At 66.3% G+C, this 25,121-nt stretch carries 20 protein-coding genes and 1 pseudogene; 16 read left to right on the forward strand and 5 right to left on the reverse strand.

Annotation, left to right across the window (positions count from 1 at the left end; genetic code table 11):
- Positions 1-12: 12 nt before the first annotated feature.
- Complete coding sequence (locus AC1DN0_RS06680) at positions 13-1,569, forward strand: methyl-accepting chemotaxis protein (RefSeq protein ID WP_441629102.1); 1,557 nt, start codon at positions 13-15, stop codon at positions 1,567-1,569.
- A 42-nt stretch (positions 1,570-1,611) separates the two neighbouring features.
- Here AC1DN0_RS06680 and AC1DN0_RS06685 read toward each other — a convergent pair whose 3' ends face one another.
- On the reverse strand, positions 1,612-2,478 hold the full coding sequence (locus AC1DN0_RS06685) for a LysR substrate-binding domain-containing protein (protein ID WP_441629090.1): 867 nt from the start codon (positions 2,476-2,478) through the stop codon (positions 1,612-1,614).
- Positions 2,479-2,615: 137 nt separating this feature from the next.
- Between AC1DN0_RS06685 and AC1DN0_RS06690 the strand changes: the two genes are divergently transcribed.
- The 7 genes from AC1DN0_RS06690 to bluB all read left to right on the forward strand — a co-directional run bounded on the left by AC1DN0_RS06690 (position 2,616) and on the right by bluB (position 9,160).
- Positions 2,616-3,203 carry a cysteine dioxygenase family protein gene (locus AC1DN0_RS06690; RefSeq protein ID WP_441629092.1) on the forward strand — a complete coding sequence of 196 codons (588 nt, stop codon included), beginning with the start codon at positions 2,616-2,618 and terminating at the stop codon, positions 3,201-3,203.
- Positions 3,204-3,339: 136 nt separating this feature from the next.
- Positions 3,340-4,959 (forward strand): rhodanese-like domain-containing protein, encoded by a 1,620-nt coding sequence (locus tag AC1DN0_RS06695; protein ID WP_477111681.1) that lies wholly within the window; start codon positions 3,340-3,342, stop codon positions 4,957-4,959.
- A gap of 262 nt (positions 4,960-5,221) precedes the next feature.
- Positions 5,222-6,235 (forward strand): Bug family tripartite tricarboxylate transporter substrate binding protein, encoded by a 1,014-nt coding sequence (locus tag AC1DN0_RS06700; RefSeq protein WP_477145613.1) that lies wholly within the window; start codon positions 5,222-5,224, stop codon positions 6,233-6,235.
- 131 nt (positions 6,236-6,366) lie between these two features.
- Complete coding sequence (metC, locus tag AC1DN0_RS06705; protein WP_441634951.1) at positions 6,367-7,605, forward strand: cystathionine beta-lyase; 1,239 nt, start codon at positions 6,367-6,369, stop codon at positions 7,603-7,605.
- A 74-nt stretch (positions 7,606-7,679) separates the two neighbouring features.
- Positions 7,680-7,925, forward strand: coding sequence for a FitA-like ribbon-helix-helix domain-containing protein (locus AC1DN0_RS06710; RefSeq protein WP_441634949.1), 246 nt, complete (start codon positions 7,680-7,682; stop codon positions 7,923-7,925).
- Complete coding sequence (locus AC1DN0_RS06715) at positions 7,922-8,341, forward strand: type II toxin-antitoxin system VapC family toxin (protein WP_441634947.1); 420 nt, start codon at positions 7,922-7,924, stop codon at positions 8,339-8,341. Before AC1DN0_RS06710 ends, AC1DN0_RS06715 begins: the two co-directional genes overlap by 4 nt.
- A 141-nt stretch (positions 8,342-8,482) precedes the next feature.
- The gene (gene bluB / locus AC1DN0_RS06720; RefSeq protein ID WP_441634945.1) at positions 8,483-9,160 is read left to right on the forward strand and encodes a 5,6-dimethylbenzimidazole synthase; all 678 of its coding nucleotides are present in this window, start codon (positions 8,483-8,485) and stop codon (positions 9,158-9,160) included.
- 7 nt (positions 9,161-9,167) lie between these two features.
- On the opposite strand, the gene AC1DN0_RS06725 is transcribed toward bluB, so the two are convergent.
- Positions 9,168-9,638: an Lrp/AsnC family transcriptional regulator gene (locus AC1DN0_RS06725; RefSeq protein WP_441634943.1), complete on the reverse strand. Its 471-nt coding sequence runs from the start codon at positions 9,636-9,638 to the stop codon at positions 9,168-9,170.
- A gap of 128 nt (positions 9,639-9,766) precedes the next feature.
- Here AC1DN0_RS06725 and AC1DN0_RS06730 point away from each other — a divergent pair, with 128 nt between their 5' ends.
- From AC1DN0_RS06730 to AC1DN0_RS06740, 3 genes and pseudogenes are all read left to right on the forward strand, one after another.
- Positions 9,767-10,129, forward strand: coding sequence for a hypothetical protein (locus tag AC1DN0_RS06730; protein ID WP_441634941.1), 363 nt, complete (start codon positions 9,767-9,769; stop codon positions 10,127-10,129).
- Between the two features lie 123 nt (positions 10,130-10,252).
- A pseudogene (locus AC1DN0_RS06735) lies at positions 10,253-11,175 on the forward strand (LysR substrate-binding domain-containing protein).
- Positions 11,176-11,317: 142 nt separating this feature from the next.
- Entirely contained in the window at positions 11,318-12,568 is a 1,251-nt protein-coding gene (locus tag AC1DN0_RS06740; protein WP_441634939.1) for an MFS transporter, read from the forward strand.
- An 11-nt stretch (positions 12,569-12,579) separates the two neighbouring features.
- On the opposite strand, the gene AC1DN0_RS06745 is transcribed toward AC1DN0_RS06740, so the two are convergent.
- Complete coding sequence (locus tag AC1DN0_RS06745) at positions 12,580-13,302, reverse strand: NUDIX hydrolase (RefSeq protein ID WP_441634937.1); 723 nt, start codon at positions 13,300-13,302, stop codon at positions 12,580-12,582.
- A gap of 145 nt (positions 13,303-13,447) precedes the next feature.
- Between AC1DN0_RS06745 and AC1DN0_RS06750 the strand changes: the two genes are divergently transcribed.
- Together AC1DN0_RS06750 and AC1DN0_RS06755 are read left to right on the forward strand one after the other, a co-directional pair.
- The gene (locus tag AC1DN0_RS06750) at positions 13,448-14,476 is read left to right on the forward strand and encodes an SPFH domain-containing protein (protein ID WP_035864275.1); all 1,029 of its coding nucleotides are present in this window, start codon (positions 13,448-13,450) and stop codon (positions 14,474-14,476) included.
- A gap of 29 nt (positions 14,477-14,505) precedes the next feature.
- Positions 14,506-15,423, forward strand: a complete 918-nt coding sequence (locus AC1DN0_RS06755) for a diacylglycerol kinase catalytic domain-containing protein (RefSeq protein ID WP_441634935.1) — start codon at positions 14,506-14,508, stop codon at positions 15,421-15,423.
- Between the two features lie 24 nt (positions 15,424-15,447).
- On the opposite strand, the gene AC1DN0_RS06760 is transcribed toward AC1DN0_RS06755, so the two are convergent.
- Positions 15,448-16,371, reverse strand: coding sequence for a LysR family transcriptional regulator (locus AC1DN0_RS06760; RefSeq protein ID WP_441634933.1), 924 nt, complete (start codon positions 16,369-16,371; stop codon positions 15,448-15,450).
- 145 nt (positions 16,372-16,516) lie between these two features.
- On the opposite strand from AC1DN0_RS06760, the gene metE reads away from it, so the two are divergent.
- Together metE and AC1DN0_RS06770 are read left to right on the forward strand one after the other, a co-directional pair.
- Complete coding sequence (gene metE / locus AC1DN0_RS06765) at positions 16,517-18,904, forward strand: 5-methyltetrahydropteroyltriglutamate--homocysteine S-methyltransferase (RefSeq protein WP_477145614.1); 2,388 nt, start codon at positions 16,517-16,519, stop codon at positions 18,902-18,904.
- A 301-nt stretch (positions 18,905-19,205) separates the two neighbouring features.
- The gene (locus AC1DN0_RS06770; RefSeq protein ID WP_477145615.1) at positions 19,206-21,308 is read left to right on the forward strand and encodes a TonB-dependent receptor family protein; all 2,103 of its coding nucleotides are present in this window, start codon (positions 19,206-19,208) and stop codon (positions 21,306-21,308) included.
- An 86-nt stretch (positions 21,309-21,394) separates the two neighbouring features.
- On the opposite strand, the gene AC1DN0_RS06775 is transcribed toward AC1DN0_RS06770, so the two are convergent.
- Complete coding sequence (locus tag AC1DN0_RS06775; protein ID WP_441634927.1) at positions 21,395-22,816, reverse strand: DUF1254 domain-containing protein; 1,422 nt, start codon at positions 22,814-22,816, stop codon at positions 21,395-21,397.
- 721 nt (positions 22,817-23,537) lie between these two features.
- Here AC1DN0_RS06775 and AC1DN0_RS06780 point away from each other — a divergent pair.
- The gene (locus AC1DN0_RS06780) at positions 23,538-25,055 is read left to right on the forward strand and encodes an MFS transporter (protein WP_477145616.1); all 1,518 of its coding nucleotides are present in this window, start codon (positions 23,538-23,540) and stop codon (positions 25,053-25,055) included.
- The last annotated feature ends 66 nt before the right edge of the window (positions 25,056-25,121 follow it).

Raw genomic sequence — 25,121 nt, forward strand, 5'->3', positions numbered from 1 at the left:
CCCGATCCGATGATGAATAACCTGAGCGTGCGCACCGCCTTGCTGGGCATCCTGGTGACCTTTGCATGCATGATCGTGTTTGGCGCCGGTGTCGGCGTGCTCGCGCTAGGCGCCGCCAACCAGGCAACCGGCCGCGTCCAGCAGCTTTCCGCCTCCACGCTGTTGCTCAACGATGCGTACAAGGACATGACCCGGGCCCGCGCAGCGCTAGCACGGGCCTACGCCACGGCGCGCGAGGGTGGTGCCGGGGTCGATGCCGGCGCGCTTGATGCCGCCGCCAAAGCCCTCGGAAATTCCGCCAGGGCGTTGCAGCGCTTCGAGGCCACGCCCGCGCAGGAAGAGCAGGACGCGTCCCTGCGCCGCCAGGTCGCCGACGCCGCGCGGCGCCATGCCGGCACGATAGAGCGCGCCATGGCAGCGCTGCGCAGCGGCGACGCTGCTGCCTATGCCACCCTCAACGACAAGGAAGTCACGCCTTCGGGCGCGGACTACTCGGCGGGTGTCGAGCGCTTTCAGGTGGAGGCGGCCCGGCTGTCGCAACAGGAAACCGAAGCAAGCAGCGCGCGCTACCAGTTGGTGGTGAAACTGGTGGTGGTGGGCATCACCGCAGCGCTGGGCCTGATCGTGGCGGTACACCTGGGGCTGCGCGCGTTCGTCGTAGCGCCCCTGGCTGCCGCCGCCGAGCATCTCGACTGCGTGGCCAAGGGCGACCTGAGCCACCGCGCGGTGGCGGCCAGCGGCAATGAGGTGGGACGCGTGCTCGCCGCCGTGGCACGCATGCAGGAGGCGCTGACGCGCACCGTCAGCCAGGTGCGCGCAAGCTCCGACTCCGTCAACACCGGCGCGCGCGAGATTGCCGCGGGCAACACCGACCTGTCGGCACGCACCGAGCACCAATCCGCATCGCTCGAGCAGACCGCCGCCAGCATGGAGGAACTCACCTCCACGGTCAGCAACAACACGGAAAGCGCGCGCCAGGCCAGCGAGCTGGCCGCCGAAGCCGCCCGCCTGGCCACGCGCGGCGGCGACGACGTACGCGGCGTGATACAGACCATGGGCGACATCAGCAGCAGTTCGAAGCGGATCGCCGACATTATCAGCGTGATCGACGGCATTGCATTCCAGACCAATATCCTGGCGCTCAACGCCGCCGTGGAAGCGGCGCGGGCGGGGGAGTCGGGACGCGGTTTCGCCGTGGTGGCGGGCGAGGTCCGCGCTCTGGCGCAACGCAGCGCCAGCGCCGCACGCGAGATCAAGTCCCTGATCGACGACTCCGCCAGCAAGGTCGGTGCGGGCAACGCACTCGTCGCCCAGGCCGGCCAGACCATGAGCGAGACCGTGGACGCCGTGCAGCGCCTGGCGCGGATCATGGAAGACATCTCGTCGGCATCGCTTGAGCAAAGCGCCGGCATCGTGCAGGTCAGCGAGGCCGTCACCCAGATGGAGGCCGTCACCCAGCAGAATGCGGCGCTGGTGGAACAGGCGGCCGCCGCGGCCGGATCGCTCGAAACGCAGGCGCGCCAGCTTGCCGAGGCGGTCGGCGCCTTCCGGCTCGCGCAGGCCGCCTGAGGGCCAGCACGCACGCCCCTCTACAACCACCTCAGGCCACTTTCATGCAGCCGCCAGTCCGCGCTGCAAAGTGGTCTTGAGCATGGAGAACACCTGCCGCGCCACCGGGTTGGCCGCATTCGGCCGGGCCCACAGGTAATACGTCACATCGGGCAGGCGCGGCAGCCCGTCCTTGTCGCCCAGCACCCGCATATCGGCGCCAAGCAGGTCGATGCTACGGGCCGTGATGCCCAGGCCCGCGCGGATGGCCGCCTTTATGCCAATCAGGCTCGGCGCAAAATAGGCCGTGCGCCAGGGCACGCCGGCCTCCTTGAGCGCTTCCAGCGCCAGCTTGCGAAACAGGCTGGGTTCGTCGGCCAGGATCAAGGGCACCGTGCTGCCCTGCTCATAGGCAAAATCCGCCGCGCACACCCAGATGGTGGGCGAAGTGCGCAACACCAGGCCATCCAGGCTGCTGTCTTCGCGGGTGGAGACAGTCAGGTCGATTTCCCCGCGCCGCAACGACTCCATCAGGAAAGGGCTGCGCCCGACATGGATCTCCAGGCGCAAGGCGGGGGAAGCCCGCGCGATGTGCGACAGCAGCGGCGGCAGGATGGTGTCGGCCACATCGTGCGGCGCGCCGATACGCAGCGATCCGGTCAGGTCGCCCTCGCGCAGCACGCGCAACGCCTCGTCGTTCAGGTTCAGCAGTTGCCGCGCATATTCCACAAGCTTGTTGCCATGCCGTGTGAGTTGCTTGCCGCGCCCCTGGCGCTCGAACAACACCAGCGCCACCTGCTCCTCCAGCCGCTGCATCTGCTGGGTGACGGCGGACTGGGTGCGATGCAGCCGTTCCGCCGCCGCGGCAAAGGTACCGTGGTCGGCAATGGCCACCAGGGTGCGCAGCAGGTCCAGGTCGAGATTACGCATTCATTAGACTTGCTTAAGTGTTTTCATGGGTGATTAAGTGGTTTTGGGCACGGGCCTTCATTACAGTGAAACCAGACAAAGATACGTCCCGCCCCGCAAACCAAGAACTATCAAGACTCAGCAAGGATTCTAGAGACATGTCGATCGCACAACAACGCCAGGCCGCCGTCGGGGAAACCATTCGATCCATCAAGGAAATCGTAGCCAGCGGCGGTGTCACCCGTGACTCGCTGGCCAGCGTCCTGGATCAGGTGGCGCAACTGGCGGCCAGGCCGCAACTGTGGGCCGAGAGCGAATTCGCCCCGCCCGAGGAAGGCGAGCGCCAGGCCCGCTACCTGATTGCGGAAGATCCCGACCAGAGCTTCGCGCTGTACCTCAACGTGATGCGGCCGGGCAAGCGCATCCCGCCGCATGACCACACCACCTGGGCCTGCGTGGCCGGCGTGGTGGGGACCGAGTACAACGACGTCTACCTGCGCACCGACGACGGCAGCGTGCCGGGCGTGGGTACGCTGGCGCACTCGCACACCGTGGAAGTGGGCCCGGGCTCGGGCATCGCGCTGCTGCCCGACGACATCCACTCGGTCGAAATTCGCGGCGAAGCCGTGATCCGTCACCTGCATATGTACGGCCGCGCCCTGGAAACCCTGACCAGCCGCACCGCTTATGACCTCGAAACGGGCCGTTGCCAGGCCATGAGCGTGGGCGTCAAGACGCGCCGCTAAGCGGCACCGGGGCGGTGCGGCACTGACACGCCCGCACCGCCCCGCCTCTGCCGAAGCCCTTTTCCAACGCACTACCGCTTGCCTCCCGCCCGTGCGCGGCCAGGAGGCCAGGCCCCCTTTTTGCCTGAAGAACCGCATGCCCGACATCCTTACTACCCATTACACCCTGCTCGATCCCGCTGCCCTCAAAGGCTGGCTGCACGACCAGGAGGAGATCGCCCTGTTCGATATCCGCGAACATGGCCAGTACGGCGAAGGCCATCCCTTCTACGCGGTACCGCTGCCTTACAGCCGGCTCGAACTAGACATAGGCCGGCTGGCCCCGAATCCTTCGGCGCGCATCGTGCTGGCCGACGATGGCGACGGCCTGGCGCCGAGCGCCGCGCAGGCCCTGGCGGCCCTCGGCTACACGCGCTTGTTCGTGCTGGACGGTGGCGTACCGGGCTGGCATGCCGCCGGCTATGCGCTGTTCGCCGGTGTCAATGTGCCATCCAAGACCTTCGGCGAACTGGCCGAGCACCATTACGGCACGCCCCGCGTCTCGGCCGCCGAACTGGCCGCCATGCAGGCCGGCGAGCAAGCCCCGGTGGTGCTTGACGGCCGGCCCGTCGCGGAATTCCGCAAGATGAATATCCCCGGCGCCATCTGCTGCCCCAATGGCGAGCTGGCCTACCGCCTGCGCGACCTCGTGCCGGACCCGGCCACGCCCATCGTGATCAACTGTGCCGGCCGCACGCGCAGCATCATCGGCGCCCAGACCTTGATCAATTTTGGCGTGCCCAACCCTGTATACGCGCTGGAAAACGGCACCCAGGGCTGGTACCTGAACGACTTCAGGCTGGAACACGGCGGCACGCGGCGCTATCCGGACAACGCCGCGCCCCGCGGCCTCGATGCGGGCCGCACCGCCGCGCAGGCGATGGCGCAGCGCTTCTCGGTCCCTCGCATCGATGTGGCCGAGGCCCGCGCGTGGCTCGACGACCGCTCGCGCACCACCTTCCTTTGCGACGTCCGCACGCCGGAGGAGTATGCCGCCGGGTCGGTACCCGGTGCCCAGAACACACCCGGCGGCCAGTTGATCCAGGCCACCGACCAATATGTGGGCGTGCGGCGCGCGCGCCTCGTGCTGATCGATGCCGATGGTGTGCGTGCGACCGTGGCAGCGAGCTGGCTGCGCCAGATGGGACACGACGCCGTAGTGCTCGAAGGCGGGCTGGAGGCGGCGCTTGGCGGCCGCCTGGCCGCGCCCGCCGGTCCGCAGGCGCCGGCTCGCGCCCTGCGCCGTATCGATGCCCCCACGCTGGCCGCGGGCCTGGCCGGGCAACAGGTGCTGGCGCTCGATGTGCGCGCCAGCATGGCGTATCGCGCCGGCCACGTGCCCGGCAGCCGCTGGTCGATCCGCCCGGTCTTTGCCCGCGACCTGGCCGGCGTGCCAAGCGACACGCCGCTGGTGCTGATCGGCGACGAAGGCCAGCCGGGACTGGCCGGGCTGGCTGCCGGCGAACTGGCGGTGCTCGGCTACCGCGATGTCCGCCTGCTGGCCGGCGGCGTGGATGCCTGGCAGGCCGCGGGAAATACGCTCGCCACGGGGGACGAGGCGAACAGCCTGCCGGATGCGCGCTGCATCGATTTCCTGTTCTTCGTGCACGACCGCCACGACGGCAACAAGGAAGCCGCGCGCCGCTACCTGGCGTGGGAGACCAACCTGATCGGCCAGCTTGACGCGCAGGAACTGGCCACTTTCCGATTCGCCTGATCCGGCCAGCCCGGGATCGTTCCGCAACATGACCCGCCAACAGCGACCGAGCCCTTCGCGCATCCGGCACCCGCCCGCACGCGTGCTGGGCCATGCGCGCGGACGGCAAGGCGAGTCGCCTGGCTTTGATTCCCACACGGCTCGACGGTGCAGCGCCAAGGGGACGTCCCGGCATTCCGGGAACACAGGGGCAAGCGGGGCCGCAGAAGCCCGCCCGGCCCCCCTTCGCTCTGGCATCTCTCTACATACAAAGGGGTTCTTCATGTCACGCATCAAGCAGGTACTGGCCGGCACTTTCGCCACCGTCGCAGTCCTCGCCATCACGATGGCCACGTCCGCTACATCCGCCACTRCACAGCCGCTGGCGCCGGTTGGCGGTTTCCCGTCGCAGCCGCTGCGCTTTGTCTCGCCGTTTCCGGCCGGCGGCGGCAACGATGCCGTCACCCGCATCGTCACCACGCGGCTCACCGAAGTGCTCGGGCAGACCGCCGTCACAGACAACCGCGGTGGCGCCGGCGGCAATATCGGTACGCGCTTCGTGGCCGAATCCAAACCCGACGGCTATACCTTGCTGACCTCGCAGGTGTCGGTGATGGCCGTCAATCCGACGCTGTACAGCGCCCCCGGCTTCGACCCGGTCAAGAACTTCATGCCGGTCACGCAGATCAACGCGGCGCCGCTGGCCATCGTGGTGGCAGCCAATGCGCCGTGGCAGACGTTTGCCGAACTGGCCGCCCAGGCCAAGGCCCAGCCGCAGAAGATCACCTTTGCCACGCCCGGCAACGGCACGCTCTCGCACCTGGTTGGCGTRGTGCTGGACAAGGACAGCGGGGTGGCCCTGCAGCATGTGCCCTACAAGGGTGCCGGCCCCGCCATCAACGATCTGCTGGGCGGGCAGGTGAATGTGCTGATCACTTCCACCTCCTCGGTGGCGAGCTTTATCCAGAGTGGCCGCATGCGTGCGCTGGCGGTCACCAGTCCACGCCGCCTGGGTGTGTTCGCCAAGGTCCCGACGCTTGAGGAACTCGGCTATCGCAATGCCCGCTTTGAAGACTGGTATGGCGTGTTCGCGCCGGCCGGGACTTCGCCCGAGCGTATCGCCTATCTGAACCGCGCCATCGCGCAGGTGCTGCAGATGCCCGAAGTGGTGAAGCTGATCAACGAAGGCGGCAGCGACGTGGTGGCCAGCAAGCCGGACGCATTCGCCGCGCAGCTCAAGAGCGACATCGCGCGCTGGTCGCACATCGTCAAGCTCTCCGGCGCCCGCGTGGACTGATCAGCCTGGATTCGAAGCGGGCGGCATGGCTCTTGCAGCCGCCTGCACAGGCAACGACAAAGTACAAAAGACAAGCACCAGCCGTCATCACCGCCGTGCCACCCCGGCGCGGCGTCCTACCAGGCCAGGCCATGAAAAAGCAAAGCATACTTACCCATCTCGCCCACGTCGGCCGAACCGCCTCCGTGGACGGCGGCCAGCCGGTCAATCCGCCCGTGGTGCGCGCCAGCACGGTGCTGTTCGACTCGGTGGCGCAGATGCGCGAGATGCGGGCGCGGCGCGGCAGCGAGCGCCTCTTCACTTATGGCGCGCGCGGCAACCCCACCGCGTTCGCACTGGAAGACATGGTCACCGAGCTGGAAGGCGGCTACCGTACGCGGCTCTTTCCCAGCGGGCTGGCGGCGGCGGCAATGACGCTGCTGGCCTATCTGCGCCCCGGCCAGCATGTGCTGCTGCCCGATTGCGTCTACGAGCCGGTGCGCAAGCTCGCCGAAGGCTTTCTCGCGCAGCACGGGATTGCCACCAGCTTCTATGCCGCCGACGGCCACGACCTGCAAGCCAGGCTGCGGCCCGAAACCCGTCTCGTGTACGTGGAAACGCCCGGCTCGCTGGCCTATGAGATGTGCGACCTGCCGGCCGTCGCCGACATAGCGCATCGTCATGGCGCGCTGGTGGCGGCCGACAACACCTGGGGCTCCGGCCTGCTGTACCAACCACTTGCGCTCGGCGCCGATATCTCCCTGATGGCCGCGACCAAATACCTGTCCGGGCATTCCGACGTCATGATGGGCACGGTCTGCACGACCGAGGCCGCCTGGCCCGCGTTGGCCGCGCTGGCCGACGCCTTCGGCATCGCTGTCAGCCCGGACGACGCCTATCTGGTGCAGCGGGGCATGCGCACGCTGGGCGCCCGCCTGTCCCAGCACGAACGCGGCGCACTGGCGGTGGCGCACTGGCTGTGCACCCGCCCCGAAGTCGCCGAAGTGTTCTGCCCCGCCCTGCCCGGCGACCCCGGACACGCACTGTGGCGCCGTGATTGCCACGGCACCAACGGCCTGCTGTCGTTCTCCCTGCGCGATGCCGCGCCGGATGCCGCCGAACGCTTCATCGACAGCCTTGCGCTGTTCGGCATCGGCGCCTCCTGGGGCGGCTTCGAGAGCCTTGCTGTGATCGCCGACATGCACGCCGCGCGCACCGTCACCGACTGGTCGGCGCGCGGGCAGGTGATCCGCTTGCATATCGGGCTGGAGGAGATCGACGACCTGCTGGCGGACCTGGCGCAGGGGTTCGCGGCGATTGCCGCTGACAAGGAGACCGTCCTGCCTTTGGCGACACACGCGGATGCGCTGCCTGCACTGTCCGGGCATTAGCAGGTGTCCGAATGGCACTGCGTCTTGTACCTCTGTGCTAGCATTGCATTCAATGCAAGCACAGGAGACCGGATATGGCGACACTGACCATTCGCAATATTGATGAGGATCTCAAGGCACGTTTGCGCATTGAGGCCGCACAGCACGGTCGCTCAATGGAAGAGGAGGTTCGCGTCATCCTGCGTCGTGCCCTGAACAAAGCACCTGGCCCCGGCCCATTCGGAAGCCGGTTACACCAGCGCTTTGCAGGCCTGGCTGATCCGGGGATCGAGCTACCCCCACGCGAGGAACAGCCTCGGTCGGCGGATTTGCCCGAATGATCGTACTCGATACCAATGTAGTGTCGGAGTTCATGCGGGCACAGGCCGAGCCGGCTGTCATCGGATGGCTCGACCGGCACTCACAACATGAATATGCTGTAACGGCGGTGACCGTTGGCGAGCTTCTATTTGGCATTGCGCGCTTGCCGGAGGGGCGCAGAAAAAGCGGGCTACGAGAAGCAGCGCTCCAGATGCTCGAGGAAGAATTCGCGGGACTGGTGCTTCCATTCGACGAAGCGGCCGCCGTCCACTACGCCGCGCTGGTGTCCCAGCGGGCTCAAGCCGGACGCCCCATCAGCATGGCAGATGCCCAGATTGCGGCTATTTGCTCTCATCATGGCGCCGTACTTGCCACACGCAACGGAAAGGACTTCGAAGGAATTGGCCTGACTGTCGTGAATCCATGGATGGGTTGATAGCGAGCGCCAGCGGAGATGTCCAAGCCTGTGCCCTGACCGTTTATCCGCGCGAACAACATCGGCGATCTTCAGGTTCGCCCTCTTCGCTTGCCCGCCTCCGCACAGGATTACAATGCCGGCTTTGGCGTCCCTCACGCAATGCCCGCGACCATAGCCGACTGCCCTCCCGCCGTTTTCTCACCTGACGAGCAGCAGAGCTTCTACCGCCTCATCGCCTCGCGCCGCGACATGCGGCACTTCATTGCGGGGGCTTCGGTCGACGAGGCCGTCTTGCTGCGCCTCCTCCATGCCGCGCATAGCGCCCCCTCGGTTGGCCTGATGCAGCCGTGGCGCTTCATCCGTATCGCCAATCCCGCCCTGCGCGGGGAAATTGCCGCCCTGGTCGAGGCCGAACGGCAGAACACGGCGATGGCGCTGGGCGAGCGTGACGGCGAGTTCCTGCGCCTGAAAGTGGAAGGCGTGCGCGAATGCGCCGAGCTATTGGTGGTTGCGCTGGCGCCCGACGATGGCACCGTGTTTGGCCGGCGCACCATGCCGCGCGAGATGGCGCTATGCTCCGCCGCCTGCGCCATTGAAAACCTCTGGCTGGCGGCGCGCGTGGAGAATCTCGGGCTGGGCTGGGTTTCGATGTTCGCGCCGGACGCGCTCGCCACGCTGCTGAAGCTGCCGCCGGGCGCGCAGCCTATCGCCATTCTCTGCCTGGGGCCGGTGCAGGCCTTTTATCCCGCGCCGATGCTGGAAGTGGAAGGCTGGCGGCAGGGGCGCCCGCTGGCAGCCATGATGTCCACCGATACCTGGAATCAGCCTGACGCCTGAAGCGCTCTCAAGGCGCGACCGACGGCTCCCGCTTCATGCAACGCAGCACAAAGGTGGAATGGCTGTGCCGCAAACCCGGCAGCTTGTAGAGCTTGTGGCGCAGGAACTCCTCGTAGCCTTCGGTGCCCGCCACCGCCACCTTGATCAGGTAATCGTATTCGCCGGTCAGCAGGTAGGCTTCCATCACTTCCGGCAGTTCGGCCAGCGCTTCCCCGAAGCGATCCAGCATCTCGTCATCGTGCCGGTCCAGCGTGACTTCGATCAGCACGGTATCGGGCAAGCCGAGCGCCTTCTGGTTCAGCAGCGCCGCATAGCCCTCGATCACCCCGCTTTCCTCCAGGGCACGCACGCGGTTCCAGCAGGGCGTGGGCGACAAGCCGACCTGCTCGGCCAGCTTGAGATTGGATAGCCGGCCATCGCGCCGCAACGCGCGCAGGATGCGCCGGTCCGTTTCATCGAGCTTCGGGGTGGTTGCCATGGTTTTTGCCACTACAAGAGATGAAGTTACTGCTCAATCTATCATAGATAGATAATCCATCTCCAAATTACGCAAAACCGAAGACAATAAAGAAGCTCATTCTGGGGCCCCGCTGGTAAATTTGCCGCATGAACTTCACACCCGCCTCCCCCACCGGTGCCGACGCCATGCCTACCCTGAACCTCGCAGTGCAACTCGAACGCAGCGACCTTTTCAGCGCCATCGAATGGACGCTCGCCAACGCCCGCCGCACCGGGCTGCGCCTGCTCGACATGCGCTTCGGCCACGCGGCGGCGCCCCACCAGCTCACGCTGTCGGTCGCCGCCGGCGATGCGAACCTGCTGGATCTGTTCGTCAAGCGACTGGAAAACGGCGCCGATGTGCTCGACGTGCTGGAAGTGCTGGAAGTGCCGGATGTCCCCGCGCCGGCAAAACGCGCCGTACCGGCGGCGCAGCCGGTCGCCATGGAATCTTCGCTAGAATGCATCTGAGCCGCCGATGCCGGAAATGGTCAGCGCGCGGCTCGGTGACGCCCGCTCCGGGCGCCGTCCCCTGCGCCGCGGTGCCTCCACATCGCGGCGGATACCGTGCCAGCCGGTCGTTCGGAATGCGTCATGCCACGTCGTTTGCCGCCGCTCTCATCCCTTCGCTTATTTGAAGCCGCCGGGCGCCACCAGAGCTTCAAGCTCGCTGCCGCGGAGTTGAGCGTCACGCCAAGCGCGGTGAGCCACGGGATCGTCGGACTGGAGCAGTCGCTCGGCGTCGAGCTCTTTATCCGCGAGCCCCGCGGGCTGTCCCTGACGCCGGCGGGCGCGGACTACCTGACCTACGTGTCCAAGGCGTTCTCCCTGCTCGAAACCGGGACACAGCGCCTGCCGAACCAACGGGAAAACCGCACGATCGCCGTGAGCTGCGCGCCCACCCTGGCATCGCGTTGGCTGTTGCCGCGCCTGCATGGCTTTCGCGCGCGGTGGCCGGATATCAATGTCACCGTCGACACCTCGCAGCGGCTGGTCGGTTTTCCCGCCGACGGGTTCGATTTCGCCATCCGGATGAGCCGGGCCCCCACCGCTGGCGCTTGCTGGACCCGGCTGTTCGGCGAGCAGCTGGTCCCGGTATGTAGCCCGCCTATCGCGACAGCTTGCTCGATGCAAACGGCACCATGGACCTTCGGCGCGCGACGCTGATCCACGTCAACCCCGCGAGCGAAGACTGGCAGGCCTGGCTGGATGCCGCGCACATTGCCGGGATCGCGTCATCCGGCGGTTTGCGCTTCGATACGATCCAGCTGGCCTTCGAAGCGGCCAGCGCGGGCCTTGGCGTCGCGCTGGGCAGGCGGCCGCTGGTCGACAGCGATCTCGCCAGCGGGGCGCTGGTCGAAATCGGGCCCGAAGTGATCTCCGCCCGGACCGCCTACTGGCTGGTAAGTGCGGCGGGCGCGGATCACCGGCCCGACCTCTCCGGCTTCAGGCAGTGGCTGCTGAGCGAAGCCGGGGCCTTCGAGGACAGCGCCTCGGCCGCCGTTTCAATTCCATAGCAAAGCCACAGGCAAAGCCGGCGCATCGCGCACCGATCCGCGATAGCACAGGTGAATTTCCCTCACCTGTCGTCAAGATCTTTTCCTTTGCCGCATCGCCCCTCCGCTGCCAGTATTGGCGGCACGAGGAGGGCCAAACACCATGTTGACGGCACCCAGCAGGCAAGCTGCATCTTTAACGCACCCGGCAACGCTCGTCGTTGTGTCGGCGGCGCTCATCCTGAGCGTCGTCATGGGTATCCGGCAGACCTTCGGGCTATTTATCGGGCCACTGTCGTTCGACCGCGGGATGCCTGTCACCGTGATCGCGTTCGCGATCGCGCTTCACAATCTGGCGTGGGGATTCGCGCAACCGTTCGCGGGTGCCGCGGCCGACCGATACGGGTCCGCGCCGGTGGTTGCCGCCGGCGCGCTCAGCATTGCCGCCGGCCTGGCACTCGCGGCCATGGCACCGTCGGGCGCCATGCTAGTCGTCGGCATCGGCCTGCTGTTCGGCATCGGGATCAGTTGCACCAGCTTCGGCGTCGTCCTGTCGGCGGTTGGCCGCATGGCATCCCCCGAGAAGCGCAGCATGGCGATGGGCCTGGCGAGTGCCGGCGGATCGCTCGGCCAGGTCCTCATGGTTCCGCTTGCGCAGGCGGTGCGGGAAACATCGGGCGTATCGGCGTCGCTGTTCGTATTCGCGTTCCTGATGCTCGTGGTGGCGCCATTCGGGATCCTTCTGGACCGCCGGGATGCGTGCCGCGCGCCACTGGCGGAGCCGCAGGCGTTTTCCCTGCGTGAAGTCTTGTCCAGGGCGTGCCGGCACCCCGGCTATCGCCTTCTCACCATTGGCTTCTTCGCCTGCGGATTCCAGCTTGCCTTTATCGCCACGCATTTGCCGGGCTATCTGACGCTCTGCCATATGCCCATGGGACTGGGGGCGACGGCGCTGGCCCTGATCGGGCTGTTCAATATGCTGGGAAGCTGGGCATGTGGCTGGCTGGGCGGCCGCTTTCGCCAGCAGTACGTGCTGGGCTGGCTCTACCTGGTCCGGTGCGTGGCCATCGGCGCCTTCCTGCTGGTGCCGAAGACCTCCGCCTCGGTCGTTATCTTCGCCGCCGTGATGGGCCTGACCTGGCTGGGGACCGTGCCGCTGACGAGCGGGCTGGTGGCGAAGATCTTCGGCACACGCCACCTGGGAACGCTGTTCGGCGTCTGCTTCCTGAGCCATCAGGCCGGCTCGTTCCTGGGTGCATGGCTAGGCGGCTTCGTCTTTGACGTGACCGGTTCCTATTCGCTGGTATGGGGCGCCACGGCAGCCGCCGGGCTGCTGGCGGCGATATTGCACTTCCCCATCGACGATACCGTGATGGGCACCCCTGCCCTTCGATCGGATCCGGCGCCAACGTAGCCAGCGGACATTCACGCGCGCTCGCGCTGCTCGAAACTCCGCGTGAAATAGACCAGCCCGGACTGCGCTCGCAACCGGTAGAGCGAAGCCGGGCGCCGCCCGGTTTCCTTCTGCGTGCCGAGCTCTTCCAACAGGCCCGCCGCCAGCATGCGGGTCCGGAAAGCCTTTTTCTCCAGTGGCCGGCCCAGCACGAGTTCATAGACGTGCTGCAGCTCGCCAAGCGTAAAGTCCGGCGGCAACAGGTGCGCGGGCAGCGAAGTGTATTCGGTCTTGCCGCGCACGCGCCCAAGCGCCGCGCCCAGGAGGTCGGCGTGATCGAAGGCCAGCGGCACGGACACGCCGTCGCCCTCCACCGGCGCCCAGCGCAGGTCGGCGGCATTGCCGCCCTTCTGCGGGGCCAGGGTGGCATCGGCCAGCAAGGCCATGTACACATGGGTGGTGGACCAGCCGCGCGGATCGCGCTTGGCGCTGCCCCAGCTGCCCACCTGTTCCAGATACGGGCTATTCACTCCGGTCTTCTCCGCCAGCTTGCGCAGCGCGCACCCCTGCAGATCCTGATCCCGTTCGATGTCCACGAAACCGCCCGGCAGGGCCCATTGCCCGGGGAAAGGCTCGCCTTGCAACTGCGGGCGCTGCACGAGCAGCACCTGCAAGGCCCCGGCACGGATGGTAAGGATGACCACGTCCACGGTGGTCAGCGGGCGCCCGAAGGCGGGCGCGGCGGGCTTCGTCATAGGGCTGTGCGCTCCTTGCGGCAGGTTGTTCAGGCCGGATTATAAGTTGACAAGTGTCACAGCCCCACTTACATTAGTGGCACAGACACACTTAATACCCGCCACCGAATGCGGGCAATCAAAGACACCACGCGAAAGGACCACCATGTTCGGCATCCGATTCATCAAGGCAGATCCCACCACCTACCTGATGCAGATGAAGAGCGGCAAGATCGTCCGCGAAGGCAGCGGCCAGTCGTTCTACTACTACGCGCCCACCACCTCCCTGGTGGCGGTGCCGGTGGGCAGCCAGATCCTGCCCTACATCTTCGAGCTGATCACCACCGATTTCCAGTCCGTCACGGTGCAGGGCAATCTCTCCTATCGCATCGCAGAGCCGCGCAAGACAGCCGCCATGCTCAATTTCGCGCTCAAGCCGGATGGCCGCAACTACATTTCCGAGGATCCGCAGAACTTGCGCACCCGCGTCGAAGGCGTGGTGGAAGTGCTGGTGCAGCAGGCCGTTAGCGCGGAAACGCTGCGCTCCGCCCTGCAGGCCTCGGACCGCATGGCGCGCCAGGTCGAAGGCGCGCTCAAGAGCCAGCCGGACGTGCTCGCTTTAGGGCTGGAAATCCTCTCGTTCTCGATGGTGGCCGTCAAGCCGCGCGCCGAAACCGCGCGCGCCCTGGAAGCCGAAGTCCGCGAACAAATCCTGAAAGCCGCCGACGACGCCATCTACGCGCGCCGTAACGCCGCGGTGGAAAACGAACGCGCCATCAAGGAGAGCGAGCTCGACACCGAAGTCGCCGTGGAACTCAAGCAGCGCACCATCCGCGAGACGCAGATGGAAGCCGAAGCCGCGGTGCAAAAGAAGCAGGCCGAACTCGAAGCCAGTGGCATGGAAGCGCAGATCGCGCTGGAAGCGCGCCGCAAGGAATTCGTGGGCCTGGAGGCCGATAACACCCGCACCACCGCCGAGGCCGAGGCACACCGCCTTGGCGCCGTGATGCAGGCGCTGCAGGGCGCAGACGCGCGCATCGTGCAGGCGCTGGCCGCATCGGGCATGGCCCCAGGCCAGTTGATCGCGCAGGCCTTTGGCGGCATTGCCGACAAGGCGGAGCGGATCGGGCAGCTGAACATGTCGCCGGAGCTGCTGCAGTCGCTGCTGGCACCGCAGGCCAAGGGCCGCGGCTGAGACCATACGGGACAAAGGGAGCAAGACACATGGGCACAGCCGCCGATCGCAAGGTAGTGCTGGTGACGCGCAAGACGCGGCTGGAAGAACTGCTGGCGCGCTACCACTCGCTGGCGCAGGCACGCTTCTACCTGGAGCACCTGGGCGCGGACATCACCGATTACCGGCGCGAGCACGACACCTACCTGGCCGCGCGCGAGCAGGTCGCCGCCGTGCTGTCGCGCTACCTGCGCAGGCAGGTGGTGGACCGCCAGTTCCTGCCTAATTTCCTGTTCGGCCCGGACGACATCGTCGTCGCGCTGGGCCAGGACGGCCTGGTCGCCAACACCATGAAGTACCTCAATGGCCAGCCGTTGCTCGGCGTGAATCCCGACCCGGCGCGCTATGACGGCGTGTTGTTGCCGTTCCAGGCTGGCGACCTCGCGCGCGTGCTGGCCGAGGCGATGCAGGATCGCCGCCCTGCACGGCCAGTCACCATGGCGCGCGCCGAGTTGTCGGACCAGCAGGTGCTGTACGCGGTCAACGACTTCTTTATCGGCCCGCGCAGCCACACCTCGGCGCGTTATGAGGTCCGGCTCGGCGCGCAGTGCGAGGTGCAATCGTCGAGCGGGGTCATTGTCTCGACCGGGCTCGGCTCTACGGCCTGGCTCAAGAGCATCGTCACCGGCGCGCGCGCCATCGCGCAGGCGGACGCACCGTATCAGGCCTTGCCGTGGGATACCGACCGGCTGGTATTTGCCGTGCGCGAGCCCTTTCCCAGCCGCGCCACCGATGCCACCCTGGTGTATGGCGACATCCCGCGCGGCGAGCAGATCGTGCTGCGCTCGCTGATGCCCGAGTCCGGCGTGATCTTCAGCGATGGCATCGAAGCGGATTTCCTGCAGTTCAATGCGGGCACCGAGGCACGCATCGGCGTGGCGGAGCGCAGCGGGCAACTGGTGCAATAGCGGCGGCGCGCGCTGCTGTCCGCGCTATGCAAGCTCCGGCAGCAGTTCGATCCCGTCCAGCTCGGCGGCACAGGTATCGCGCACGATAGAGACAAAATCGCGCACATAGGGCCGCTCCGCCAGCGCGGCCGGCGTGGTCGCATACAGCTCGCTCCACAAACCCTTGGCGCCAATCCGCTTGGCCAGCACATAGTCGTGGTCGACGTAGTTCTTCACGCCCCAGTTGGGCAGCGCGGCCACGCCGCGGCGGCTGGCCACCAGTTGCAGCACCGCCACCGTCAACTCGGCCGTGCGCCGCTGCAGCTTGATGCCGGCGGGCTCCAGCACTTCGCGGATCAGGTCGATGCGCTGCTCCGGCACCGGGTAGGTGATCAGGGTTTCGCCGGCCAGGTCGGCCGCCTCGATCCGGCGCTTGTTGCGCAGCCGGTGCTCGTTGGCGATCACCGCCAGAATCTCGAAGCGAAACAGCGGCGCCACCGCCAGTCCGCGCTTGGCCGGCGGCAGCGAGCCGATGACCATGTCGGTGCGTCCCTCGGCCAGCAAGGCCAGCGGATCGGCGTGGAACCCCGCCACCAGGTCCACCTCCACTTCCGGCCAGCGCCGGCGGAACTCGTCCATCACGGGCATCAGCCAGTCGAAGCAGGTATGGCACTCCAGCACGATGCGCAACTCCCCGCGCGTATCGCCTTTGAGCCGGGCTAGATCGCGTTCGGCCGTGCTGATGGCGGCAAGTGTCTCGCGGGCCAGCGCCAGCAGGCGTTCGCCGGCCGGGGTAAAGCGCAGGCCCTGGCGGGTACGGTCGAACAGCGGCAGGCCGTAGTGCGCCTCAATGCCCTTGATCTGGTGGGACAGCGCCGACTGGCTCACATGCACGCGCTCGGCGGCCGAGGCCAGCTTGCCTGACTCGGCGATCGCCACCAGGGAGCGCAGGTGCCTGACTTCGATCACGGCTGGCTCCTGCGTTGGGCCGGGCAGCGCCTGGTCGGATTGATATGAAATTGATTCATACGTTGATTAAATCTTATCGCTTGATTCATTTTACTCCGGATTCCAAACTGGGCGCCATCGTCACATCTCACATACGGAGCATTGCATGGCACGCACCCATATCCCCGGCTTTCCCCGCATCGGCGCGCAGCGCGAACTGAAGTTCGCCCAGGAGGCCTTCTGGCGCGGCGAAACCGACGAAGCCAGCCTGCGCCAGGTGGCGGCCGGGCTGCGCCAGCGTCACTGGCAGTCGCAGGCGCAAGCCGGGCTGGACAGCGTCGCGGTGGGCGACTTCGCCTACTACGACCAGGTGTTGAGCCTGAGTGCGTTGCTTGGCGCCCTGCCCGCGCGTTTCGGCTTCGACCCCGGGCAACTGAGCCTGGCGCAGTATTTCGAGCTGGCCCGCGGCAACAAGGCGCAGCCCGCCATGGAAATGACCAAGTGGTTCGACACCAACTACCACTACCTGGTCCCCGAACTCRCACCCGATACCCGCTTCGATGGCGGCGTGGACTGGTTCTTCGATGAAGTGGAAGAAGCGCTGGCGCTGGGCCTGACGGCCAAGCCGGTGCTGATCGGGCCGGTCACCTACCTGTGGCTGTCCAAGACGCATGTGGACGGCTTCGACCGCCTGAGCCTGCTGCCCGGCCTGGTGGCCGCTTATGGCCGCATCCTGGCCCGCCTGCGCGAGCGCGGCATCGAATGGGTGCAGATCGACGAGCCGGCGCTGTGCCTGGACCTGGCGCCGGCGTGGCTCGATGCGTATGACGGCGCCTACGCCGAACTGGCCGGCTCCGGCGTAAAGCTGCTCCTTGCCACCTATTTCGACAGCGCCGCCGACCACGCGGCACGCGCTGCCGCCCTGCCGGTGCAAGGCTTCCACATCGACCTGGTGCGCGCGCCGCGGCAGCTCGACGCCTGGCGCAAGGTGCTGCCGGCCAATGCGGTGCTATCCGCCGGCGTGATCGACGGCCGCAATATCTGGCGCACCGACCTGCGCCGCGCGCTGGCCATCCTGGCGCCGCTGCACGCCGAACTCGGCGAGCGCCTGTGGGTCGCGCCGTCCTGCTCGCTGCTGCACGTGCCGGTTTCTCTCGATGCCGAGCACAAGCTCGATGCGGAGATCAAGACCTGGCTGGCCTTCGCCACCGAAAAGCTGGCCGAAGTGAAAGTGCTGGCGCGCGCGCTGAATGAAGGCGAGGCCGCGGTAGCCGCCGAGCTTGCCGCTACCGATGCCGCACTCACCTCGCGCCGCAGCTCGCGCCGCGTGGTCAACCAGCAGGTGCAGGCACGCGTCGCGGCGGTCAGCGCCGCCATGGCGGAACGCAAGAGCCCCTTCCAGACCCGCATCGAACGCCAGCGCGCCGCGCTGCAGCTGCCGGCGCTGCCGACCACCACGATCGGCTCCTTCCCGCAGACGACCGCGATCCGCCAGACGCGCGCCGCCTACCGCCGCGGCGAGATCGGCGCGCTGGACTACCTGCAACGCATCCGTGCGGAAATCGAGACCGCGGTGCGCAAGCAGGAAGCCCTGGGACTGGACGTGCTGGTGCACGGCGAAGCCGAGCGCAACGACATGGTCGAGTATTTCGGCGAGCAACTGTGCGGCTACACCTTCACCGAGAACGGCTGGGTGCAGAGCTATGGTTCACGCTGCGTCAAGCCGCCCGTGATCTACGGCGATGTGTACCGCCCCGAGCCGATGACGGTGGAAACCACGCGCTATGCGCAATCACTGACCGAGCGTCCGATGAAGGGCATGCTGACGGGTCCCGTCACCATGCTGCAATGGTCTTTCGTGCGCGACGACCAGCCGCGCGCCACCACCACTTTGCAACTCGCGCTGGCCATCCGCGATGAAGTCTCCGACCTGGAGCAGGCCGGCATCCGCATCATCCAGATCGACGAACCCGCCTTGCGCGAAGGCTTGCCGCTGCGCAAGGGCGACTGGGCAGCGTACCTGGAATGGGCGGTGCACGCGTTCAAGATCTCGGCCGCATCGGTGGCGGACGAAACGCAGATCCACACGCATATGTGCTATGCCGAATTTAATGACATCCTGCCCGCCATCGCCGCGCTGGATGCCGACGTGATCACCATCGAGACCTCGCGCTCGGCCATGGAACTACTCGAAGGCTTTGGTGCGTTCGACTATCCCAACGAGATCGGACCGGGCGTGTACGACATCCACTCGCCGCGCGTGCCGAGCGTGGAAGCCATCACGCACCTGCTCGAACGGGCTTGCGAGGTCATCCCGCCGCAACGCCTGTGGGTCAATCCGGACTGCGGGCTGAAGACGCGCGCGTGGCCGGAAACCGAAGCCGCGCTGGCCAATATGGTGGCCGCCGCGCGCAGCCTGCGCGAGCAGATCGGCAAGACGGGCGCCCCCACCTGGCAGCGCACCACCCGCCGGGCGGGCCTCGGCGGGCACGCGGCACAGCATGGCACGGGCCACGCAGCGGGCTGTGTCGATTGCGTGAGCCACGCGGCCTGAGCAACCCGGCATCGAATGAAGCCGGCTTAGATCGAATTAAATCGAATTAAATCGAGTTAGCAAATACGTCAGCCAGCTTTCCGGTGTGCGAAGCATGCCGGAAAGCTGGCTGTTTTTTGTTTCCCGACGGGTAAAAGGAACGGCTTCGCCCTGCCGTCCACATCGCCGGATGTGCCCTGGTGCAATTAATGCGGCACTGTGTCACATAGCGCGCGGCAGGGGGTCTTCCGTATCGTACGCGCCTATCCAAGCACGACGAAAAGGCGCGGCCCCAAGCAGGTCCGGCGTCACAAGGGAAAACATGAAACGAGCCAGACACTGGAAGCGGCGTGCCGCCGCCCTGCCCGCCGCGGCATTCACCAGCGCCGCCCTCGCACAAGCCGCCAGCCCGGCCCCGGCGGACGCCGCTGTCACACTGCCCATAACCACAGTGACAGCCAAGGCGCCGGGATCGCTGACCGTGCCGAATGTCCAGCAGCAGAAACAGGCGCTGGACCAGACGGCCGGCTCGGTAGGCTTTGTCGACGCTGCGTCCTACAGCGACACTTACGCCAGCAACCTGCGCGACGTCCTCAAGGATGCGCCAGGGGTTTATGTGCAGGAGCGCTACGGCCAGGAACTCCGGCTATCCGTTCGAGGGTCGGGCATTGCGCGCGGCTATCACACGCGCGGCCTCGAAATCCTGCAAGACGGCATTCCCACCAACTTCGCGGATGGCAGCGGCGACTTTTACCAGATCGATCCGCTCGGCCTGAGCGCCGCGGAAATCTACAAGGGCGGCAATGGGCTGGCTTATGGCAGCACCACGCTGGGTGGCGCCATCAACTTCACCACGCCCACCGCGCTGACCGCCGACGCGCCCAACCAGTTGCGCGTGGACGGCGGCAGCTTCGGCACCGTGCGCGCCAGCGGCCAGGTCTCGCGCCAGATCGGCGCTTTCGATTTCCTGGCCAACCTGAGCGTCAACCACGCCGATGGCTACCGCGCTCATGAGCGCGGCCAGTACGAGCAGTTCAATGCCAACTTCGGCTACCGCTTCAGCCCGGCGGTGGAAACGCGCTTCTACCTCGGTGCCTATATCGTCGACCAGAAGCTGCCCGGCTCGCTGTCGTTGTCCGATGCACTGAACAATCCGACGAAGGCCTCGCCCGCCGCGGTGGCCGGCGACCAGGCGCGCAATACGCGTACCGAGCGCGTTGCCAACGTGACCACCGTCAAGCTCGACAGCGGCCAGCTCGATTTCACCACCTGGGTCATCCACAAGAGCCTGTACCACCCGATCTTCCAGGTCATCGACCAGGACTCCTGGACTTACGGGTTCGCCCCGCGCTACACCGGCACGCAGACCGTTGGCGGCCTGCGCAACCAGCTTATCGTCGGCGCGCGCTTCTTCGGTGGCAACAACGATGCGCGCCAGTACATCAACAACGCGGGCAACCGTGGCGCCCAGACGCTCAATGCGGCGCAGGACGCGTATAACTACGAGGCCTATCTCGAAGACCGTCTTTACGTAACGCCGACTGTCGCGCTGATGGCGGGCGCCAAGGCTTACCGCAATGTCCGCAACTACCATGACTACGGCGGTCTGCCGGCCGACCCTACAGCCAAGTCCGACAGCGTCGCCTATAGCGGCGTGAACCCCAAGTTCGGCGTGCTGTGGGAGCCGGTTCGCGACGTGCAGRCCTTTGCCGACATCACGCGCAGCGCGGACGTGCCCGACTTCACCGACCTGACCCAGACCTTCGCGGCCACCACCCGTTTCGTGCCGCTGAGCGCCCAGCACGGCTGGACGCTGGAACTGGGCACGCGCGGCAAGCGCGAGCGATTCTCCTGGGACGTGACCGCGTACCGCTCGCTGGTACGCGACCAACTGCTGCAATACACCACAAACCCGAATATCCCGGCCGCCACCTTCAACGCCAACCGCACCACGCTGCAAGGCGTGGAGCTTGGCGTCTCGAGCGACGTGCTGCAAAACGTGTTCGGCTCGGGCGACAAGCTCACGCTGTCGCAACTGTGGAACTACAGCGACTTCCGCTTCGACAACGATCCGCAGTACGGCAATAACCGCATCGCCGGCGTGCCCGAGCACGTGCTGCGCACCACCATCGCCTACAGCCGCGCGGCCGGGCTGCGCGTGGCCGGCACCATCGACTGGGTGCCGGGCGGCGCCTATGTCGACTACGCCAACACGCTGCGCGCACCCGGCTATGCGCTGTTTGGCCTGCAAGCCAGCTATGAATTCCAGCGCGGCGTGACAGTCTTCCTCGACGCGCGCAACCTCGGCGACAAGCGCTATGTGAGCGACTTCAGCACCGTGACCGATGCCCGGACCGCAAACACCATGGTGTTCTACCCGGGTTCCGGCCGCGCGCTCTACGCCGGCATCAAATACAAGTTCTGAGCCGGCAGGCAGTTCGCTGGCATCCTGATGAGAAAAACCCGCCAAGGCGGGTTTTTCTCATTCCTGTGGCTGAAACCGCCCGGAAATCAATCCACCCGTTCCACCGCGGGCGCGTTCCATGCACCGTCCAGCATCGCTTGCCGGGGCCAATACACGCGAAGCGTCAGGTTGAAGGCGTCTGGCGGCGCCGGCAGCCAGTTGGCGGCGCGGCTGCCCTGCGGGCGGGCGTTCTGGATAAAGATATCGAGCGAGCCGTCGCGGTTATACCTGAGCCGGTCGCGGTCGCCGATGGCGTAGCGGCCAAGGGGATTGGCGACGAATGCCTGTTTGCTGTTGTAGAGGGTCAATGACCAGAAGGCATCGGTCGGCGGCATCTGGCCCTTGTTGAAATGCATCCGGTAGCGATGCGCGCCACTCAGCGGCTGGCCCGCGGCATCCACGCGCGTAATGGGGTAGAGCGCGTCCTCCGGCAAATTGGCGCCCAGCCCCACCCATGCCACCACCGCACGCTTGCCATAGGACGTACCGTAATTGCCGAGATCCCGGTGCACGGTCCATTGAATCCCCGGCTCGCCGCCGCGCCTGGCGGCTGCGACGATGCCCGCCAGGGCGGTCGTGGCGCCTTCCTGCACCGCGCGCGCCGTCGAGGGCTCCATCGCAGTTACGGAGAATGGCATGCCCGGGACGATGCCGAGCTTCTTGGTCGATTCCACCATGGCGGCGTCGGCCGCCGCGGGCGGATTGGCGGGCAGCAGCGCTGCGAAACGCGTGAAGAACGCCTGCGCGTCCATGGCTGCCACCTGCTCCACAGGTGGCGTCTCCACGTCCACGGCAACCGCTTCGGTCAGGCTTGGCTGCGTGGCCTTGGGCCGCGCCTTGCCACCCCGCTGCCATGCCGAGAGCGGCATCAGCCGATACTGGTCTTGCAAGTGGCGGACCGCCGCATAATCCTGCTTGCCGTTGGTCTGGGTACGGCCAATCAGCCACACCATATCCGTGGGGGCGCGAATTTCCTTTACACCCGCTGGCAATGTGCCTTTCCATTTAGGACCGGTTACGGCAAACACAGCCCGCTTGGTACCGGTGGTACGCTTGCCTGGAGACGCGAAGACATTGGTCCATGCGTCCATCAGCGGCATCAGGTAATAGCGGCCGTGTGTATCGGGCAGCGACAGGATCACCGGCTCGGCGGACAAGTCCAGCCATGCCGTCGAATAAAGCGTATCCGCATTCGGGCTGACCACCTCGGTGAAAGAAGCGTCCGGGAAGCTGCGCTTGTGCGAGAAAGTATTGACGGGCGTGCGCGCTGTCATGACTTCGCGCGTCACATCCATCAGCACCAGTGGATAGGCGTAGACGAATACCTCGGTCGACAAGGCCTTGTTGGCCGCATCGGACGGCAGCGAGGAGGCTTGCGGCACGGCGGACGATTGCGGGCCCGTGGCACAGGCGGACAACAGCAGACCGAGCGCAAGCGCACTCGTTATTCGGCGTAGCGAAATCATCATGACCCCGGTTCCTCGTCGGACTGGCGACCTTCCACGCGCTATCGCCGACGAACGGACGACATCCTTGCGCGGAGGTGCGATTATTTTCCCCGAGCGATGATGTTCCGCAGCAAGGTACTTGTCAATTAAACCACGGTGAACAATGCGGGGAAGCGAACCAACACCCGTTACGCCGCGCCTCGTCCCGGCATACTCGCGCCGCGTCTTGCCCTCCGCTTTCCGGCCAATCCGGCAGCCTGAGTCAAGACAATATGTTGTCGGGCGGGAATACAGGCGTATGAACCGCCTCTCCGGCAGAGCCTGGATCTTTCCGCACGGGACTGCAGCGATTCGCCCCACCGTCAAGGCGTGCATTATCTCGATAATGCGCAGAATAATAATCCCAGCGCGAACCGTTTCGATAACGTAGACCCGTGCGCGGTATCACCATTGGCGCGCAAACTCGCGCCCAATATCCGGGCATCGTTCAGGGATATAACCATTTGCCGTGAGCCGGACGGCGCCAGGGCGGCATGGCGCGCGCCGAGCGATTGTCGCCACGACGCACGGCRGTCCTGAAACACGCTCCCGATGTTCGGCTTGGGCGCTCCGCTCATTTGGCCGATACTGGGAATGCTGGCCGTCCTCGCTCGCCGCACGGTGCTTCGGCCCGGCTTGCCCCAGCGTCCAGATGCGAGCGGACCGGACCGCGGATTGCATTCACGCGATGGACGAGACCGTCATGGCAACTGGCAGCGCGACGTTGGCCAAGCACCCCGATCTGTCACCGGCGCAGGYATATCTCTTTGCGTTCACGCTGGGCTGCGCTACTGGCGTGGATTTCGTGGCGTCATCCATGATGGGCGTCGCCGGTACGCACATCCGGGGCGGCATCCACGCCTCGCCGGAGGATTTTCTCTGGAGCCTCACGTCCTATGCCGCCGCGGCCATGGCCGCCAACCTGGTGCTGCGGCGCATCGCGCAGGACATCAGTTATCGCGGCTATACCCTGCTCGGCCTGGCCATCGCCACCGTGGGCGCCGTACTGTGCACCGTTTGCAATACGCCACTGGAACTGAGCCTGGCGCGCGCCGTGCAAGGTTTCGGCGCCGGCGGCTTGTTCACCGCCTCACGCATCATCATCCAGCTGGTGGCGGCCCGCGAAGAGCGCCGCCCTCTCTTTCTCGGCTTCAATGCCGGCGGCATGGGCCTGGCGGCGCTGGCCCCGTGGCTCACGGCGGTGCTGGTGGAGGATGCGAGCTGGCGGATGATCTTCGCGGTGCAGGCAGGCATGTCGGCCGCGGCGATCCTGCTGGTGTTCGTCTCGTATCCACGACGGCTCGCGGCATCGCTTGCACCGTGGGAAGTGGACGTCGGCGGCATGGATTGGATTACAGTGATCTTGCTGGGCACGGGCGCGCTGGTCCTGCTGCACGGGCTGGGCGACCTGCGCTTCTATGAGTTGACCAGTTCGCCATCGGTGGCTATCACCCCTCTCGCCGGACTGGCGCTTGTTGCGGGCGTCTTCATCCACCAGCACCGCCATCCCGATCCCTGGCTCAATCCCAAGCTGTTGTTCGGCCGCCGCTACCTGGTCGGGCTAGGCTTCTACACCCTGTACTACTTCCTCAACGGACTGTGGGGATATGTAGTGCCCAGCACGCTGCAGTCCGGGCTGGGCTTCACGTTCCAGACCGCGGGCAAGGTCTTGACCATCACCGGGCTGATCGGTTTTGCGGGTCTTTGCGCCTTTACCTATGCGGGCACGAGGCTGAAGGGGCAGCGGCGCTACATCGCCCTGGGCTATTTCATGTTTGCCGGCGCGGCCTGGCTCCTGAGCCAGCGGATGATGCCGGGGGCATCCATGGCCGTCCTGCTGCCGGCCCTGACGCTGCAGAGCCTGACCACGCCCTTCATCCTGGCACTGGTGGCAGGCCTGACCTATGCGGACTTCAGCGTCGAGGATTTTGCGCACGCGTATCAGTTCAAGAACATCATGCGCCAGATCGCAACGGCCGGCGGCACCGGCGTAGCCAGCCTGTGGCTCCAGTACGGCGAGGCAATGGCGCGCACGCAACTGGTGGCCCGGATCACCCCGTTCGACCTGCCCGACGGCTTCGATGCCGCCACGCTGACACGCTGGTCGGCACTGATCGACCAACAAGCGCAGTTGATTGCGGTGAGCAATCTCTTCGCGCTGCTGGCCTTCGCCTGCGTGGGTGTGGCACTGGTTGCCGTGGCGCAGCGGGCGCTGCGGTAAATCACGCGAATACTACACAGTCATGGACGCACCGCGCTCCAAAATCCCCCAAAGCGGCGGGATTAT

This window comes from Cupriavidus sp. 05N39, from assembly GCF_056397325.1.

Excerpts from the sequence above, each read along its gene's own strand:
- AC1DN0_RS06680 (WP_441629102.1), top strand. The coding sequence starts at position 13 with ATGAATAACCTGAGCGTGCGCACCGCCTTGCTGGGCATCCTGGTGACC.
- AC1DN0_RS06685 (WP_441629090.1), bottom strand. The coding sequence starts at position 2,478 with ATGCGTAATCTCGACCTGGACCTGCTGCGCACCCTGGTGGCCATTGCC.
- AC1DN0_RS06690 (WP_441629092.1), top strand. The coding sequence starts at position 2,616 with ATGTCGATCGCACAACAACGCCAGGCCGCCGTCGGGGAAACCATTCGA.
- AC1DN0_RS06695 (WP_477111681.1), top strand. The coding sequence starts at position 3,340 with ATGCCCGACATCCTTACTACCCATTACACCCTGCTCGATCCCGCTGCC.
- metC (WP_441634951.1), top strand. The coding sequence starts at position 6,367 with ATGAAAAAGCAAAGCATACTTACCCATCTCGCCCACGTCGGCCGAACC.
- AC1DN0_RS06710 (WP_441634949.1), top strand. The coding sequence starts at position 7,680 with ATGGCGACACTGACCATTCGCAATATTGATGAGGATCTCAAGGCACGT.
- AC1DN0_RS06715 (WP_441634947.1), top strand. The coding sequence starts at position 7,922 with ATGATCGTACTCGATACCAATGTAGTGTCGGAGTTCATGCGGGCACAG.
- bluB (WP_441634945.1), top strand. The coding sequence starts at position 8,483 with ATGCCCGCGACCATAGCCGACTGCCCTCCCGCCGTTTTCTCACCTGAC.
- AC1DN0_RS06725 (WP_441634943.1), bottom strand. The coding sequence starts at position 9,638 with ATGGCAACCACCCCGAAGCTCGATGAAACGGACCGGCGCATCCTGCGC.
- AC1DN0_RS06730 (WP_441634941.1), top strand. The coding sequence starts at position 9,767 with ATGAACTTCACACCCGCCTCCCCCACCGGTGCCGACGCCATGCCTACC.
- AC1DN0_RS06740 (WP_441634939.1), top strand. The coding sequence starts at position 11,318 with ATGTTGACGGCACCCAGCAGGCAAGCTGCATCTTTAACGCACCCGGCA.
- AC1DN0_RS06745 (WP_441634937.1), bottom strand. The coding sequence starts at position 13,302 with ATGACGAAGCCCGCCGCGCCCGCCTTCGGGCGCCCGCTGACCACCGTG.
- AC1DN0_RS06750 (WP_035864275.1), top strand. The coding sequence starts at position 13,448 with ATGTTCGGCATCCGATTCATCAAGGCAGATCCCACCACCTACCTGATG.
- AC1DN0_RS06755 (WP_441634935.1), top strand. The coding sequence starts at position 14,506 with ATGGGCACAGCCGCCGATCGCAAGGTAGTGCTGGTGACGCGCAAGACG.
- AC1DN0_RS06775 (WP_441634927.1), bottom strand. The coding sequence starts at position 22,816 with ATGATGATTTCGCTACGCCGAATAACGAGTGCGCTTGCGCTCGGTCTG.